Origin of the sequence: Nocardia sp. NPDC059691 (genome assembly GCF_042733915.1) — a bacterium.
Classification (GTDB): Bacteria; Actinomycetota; Actinomycetes; order Mycobacteriales; family Mycobacteriaceae; genus Nocardia; species Nocardia sichangensis.
Genome location: NZ_JBHWFB010000037.1, coordinates 1 through 3,618, shown reverse-complemented (window position 1 = coordinate 3,618; position 3,618 = coordinate 1). Strand labels below are relative to the sequence as shown.

The following is a 3,618-nucleotide window of genomic DNA, read 5'->3' as shown; positions in this document are numbered from 1 at the left end:
ACGTATGCGACCGATCTTTTCGATCGGGCGACGGTCGAAGGGTTCGCTGATCGGCTCTCGCGCATCCTCGCCGCCGTGGTCGCCGATCCCACCGTTCCGGTCGGGGATCTCGAACTGCTCGACGCCGCCGAACGGCACGACGTGCTGGCACGCTGGAACGCCACCGACCAGGCCGTCGACACGGGAGCGACGCTGGCCTCGCTGCTCGACGCCAGTGTCGCGGCGGACCCGCGCTCAACGGCGCTGGTCGCGGACGCGGTCGATGGTGAGCGGGTCGAGCTGACCTACGCCGAACTCGATTTGCGTGTGAATCGTCTTGCGCGGCATTTGATTTCGTTGGGTGTCGGTCCGGAGTCGCGGGTGGCGCTTGCGTTGCGTCGCTCGGTGGATTTGATCGTGGCGATGTATGCGGTGGCGAAGTCCGGTGGTGCGTATGTGCCGGTGGATCCGGATCAGGCTGCCGAGCGCACGAGCTACATCCTGGAGACGGCCGCACCGGTTTGTGTGCTGACGAATGCCGATGCGAAGTTCGAGACCGATGTCGCGCCGGTGGTGCGGATCGATGAACTGGATCTGTCGGAGCTGGATGCCGCGCCGGTCGCTGATGTCGATCGGGTCGCGCCGTTGCGTCCGGAGAACACGGCGTATGTGATCTTCACGTCGGGTTCGACGGGTCGCCCGAAGGGTGTCGCGGTTCCGCACGGCGCTATCGCGAACCAGTTGCAATGGAAGAACATCGAGTTCGGGCTCGACGCTGCGGATGCGATTCTGCTGAAGACGGCCGCGACGTTCGACCTCTCGGTGTGGGAGTTCTGGTCGGCGGTAGTGTGCGGTGGCCGTTTGGTCATCGCCTCACCCGACGGTCACCGGGACCCGACGTACCTCAACGAACTCATGGCCCAGGAATGGGTCACCACGCTGCACGTCGTCCCGTCGATGCTGGACGCCCTGTTGACTGCCGGTATGCCGGATTCGCTGTGGCGGGTGTTGGCGATCGGTGAAGCGTTGCCGGGTGCGTTGGCGCAGCGGTTCTTGCGTGAGAATCCGCGTACGGAATTGTTCAATTTGTATGGTCCGACCGAGGCGGCGGTGTCCATCACCAGCCACCGGGTCGGTGATACCGACCGGGTTTCGGTTCCCATTGGTGCGCCGGTGTGGAACAGTCGGGTGTTTGTGCTGGATGGGCGTTTGCGTCCGGTTCCGGTGGGTGTGTCGGGTGAGTTGTATTTGGCTGGTGCGCAGTTGGCGCGTGGCTATTTCGGTCGTGCGGATCTGACGGCGGATCGGTTCGTGGCGAATCCGTTCGAGCCGGGTGCGCGGATGTATCGCACGGGTGATTTGGTCGCTTGGACCGGTACGGGTGAGCTCGAGTATCGGGGTCGTACGGATTTCCAGGTGAAGATTCGTGGTTTCCGTATCGAGCTCGGTGAGATCGAAGCCGCGCTGCTCGCGCTGCCGGAGATCGCGCAGACCGCGGTGATCGCGAAGTCGGATCCGAAGACCGGTGACCGGTTGGTCGCGTACATCGTGCCTGTGGATGCTGGAGCAGGTGCCGCTGGCGATGCCGACGATACGGCCGGTGCCGGATCCGGCGTGGATGTGGCTCGGGTGAAGTCCGAACTGAGCGCTGGGTTGCCGTCGTACATGGTGCCGTCTGCGTTCGTGGTGTTGGATGCGTTGCCGTTGAACGTCAACGGCAAGCTCGACCGTAAGGCGTTGCCGGAGCCGGAGTTCGAGGTCCAAGCCTTCCGGGCGCCGTCGACTCCGATCGAGGAGATCGTGGCGTCGGTGTTCGCCGAGGTGCTCGGGGTCGAGCGGGTGGGCGCGGATGACGATTTCTTCGCTTTGGGTGGTAATTCGCTGTTGGCGACGCAGGTCGCGGCCCGGATCGGCGCGGCACTGGATGCCCGTGTGCCGGTGCGTGTGCTGTTCGAGGCCTCCACCGTGGCCGGATTGGCCGTGAAGGTCGAGCAGCACGCGGGAGCTGGCGGGCGTAAAGCCTTGGTGGCCGGTCCGCGTCCGGAACGGATCCCGTTGTCGCTGGCGCAGCAGCGCATGTGGTTCCTCAACCAGTTCGATCCGGCCTCATCGGTCTACAACATCCCGGCCGCCATCCGCCTCACCGGCGATCTGGACGTCGCGGCCCTGCGAGCGGCGGTCGCGGATCTGGTGGCGCGCCACGAGATCCTGCGCACGATCTACCCGCAGACGTCCGACGGCCCGGTACAGCGGGTGCTCGCGGCGGACGAGGTGCCGATCGACCTCACACCCGCGCGAGTCGACGCGGCCGATTCGGTCGCCGTGGTGACCAGCGTGGTCGGCGCGGGGTTCGAGGTCACCACGGAGGTCCCGTTCCGGGTCGCGCTGTTCGAGATCGCGTCCGCGAGCGCGGACGACCCCACCGAGCACGTGCTGGTCTTCGTCGCGCACCACATCAGCTCCGACGGCTGGTCGCTGGGCCCGCTCACCCGGGATCTGGTCCTGGCCTATGAGGCGCGCAGCAGAGGCGAGGCCCCGGCCATGGCCCCGCTGCCGGTGCAGTACGCCGACTACAGCCTGTGGCAGCGGGAGGTGCTCGGCTCCGAGACCGACCCGAAGAGCCTGATCTCGCAGCAGGCCGAGTACTGGCGGGACGCGCTCGCCGCTCTGCCGGAGGAACTGCCGCTGCCGACCGACCGGCCGCGGCCCGCCCAGGCGTCCTATCGCGGAGGCAGTTTCGCCTTCGACATCGACGCCGACCTGCACACCGGGCTCGAACAGCTGGCCAAACAACACAATTCGACGCTGTTCATGGTGGTGCACGCCGCGCTCGCGGTGCTGCTGGCCCGGCTGTCGGGCACCTCGGACATCGCGATCGGCACCCCGGTGGCCGGCCGCGGCGAGGCCGAACTCGACGACCTCATCGGCATGTTCGTCAACACGCTGGTGTTGCGCTCCGAGGTCGACCCGGGCACATCGTTCGAAACGCTTCTGGCCGAGGTCCGCAAAACCGACGTCGCCGCGTTCGGCCATGCCGACCTGCCGTTCGAGCGGCTGGTCGAGTTGCTCGATCCGGTCCGCTCGGCGGCGCGGCATCCGCTGTTCCAGGTGATGCTGGTGCTGCAGAACCTCGCTCCCGCGACGCTCGAGTTGCCCGGGCTCACGGTATCGGGCATCGATCCGGGAGTGTCGGCGGCCAAGTTCGATCTGCAGATCACTCTGGCCGAGCAGCCCGGTGCGCCGGGGATGTCGGTGGTGATCGGTTACGCGACCGACCTGTTCGACGAATCGACGGTGCGGAACTTCGCGAGCCGGTTCCGTCGTGTCCTGGCGGCGGTCGCGGCCGATGCCACCGCCGTGGTGGGCGATATCGATGTGCTCGCGCCCGGCGAGCGCGACCAGGTGCTGAGTGCGTGGAATGTGCCGGGGGCCTGGGTTCCTGGTGCGACACTGCCGGATGTGATCGCCGAACAGGCGTGGTTGCGTCCGGACGCGGTGGCGATCCGTTCCGGTGAGACCACGTTGACTTTCGGTGAGTTGCACCGGCGGGCGAATCAGGTGGCGCGGGCGTTGATCGCCCACGGTGCGGGTCCGGAGTCGTTGGTGGCGGTGGCGGTGGCGCGGAGCGAGGAGTTGCCG

Annotated in this window: 1 protein-coding gene; it reads left to right on the top strand. The window is 66.9% G+C overall.

All coding sequences use genetic code 11. The features are described from left to right. The coding region (locus ACFV2O_RS36735; protein WP_379256381.1) for an amino acid adenylation domain-containing protein at positions 1 to 3,618 on the top strand (3,618 nt) is incomplete at both ends.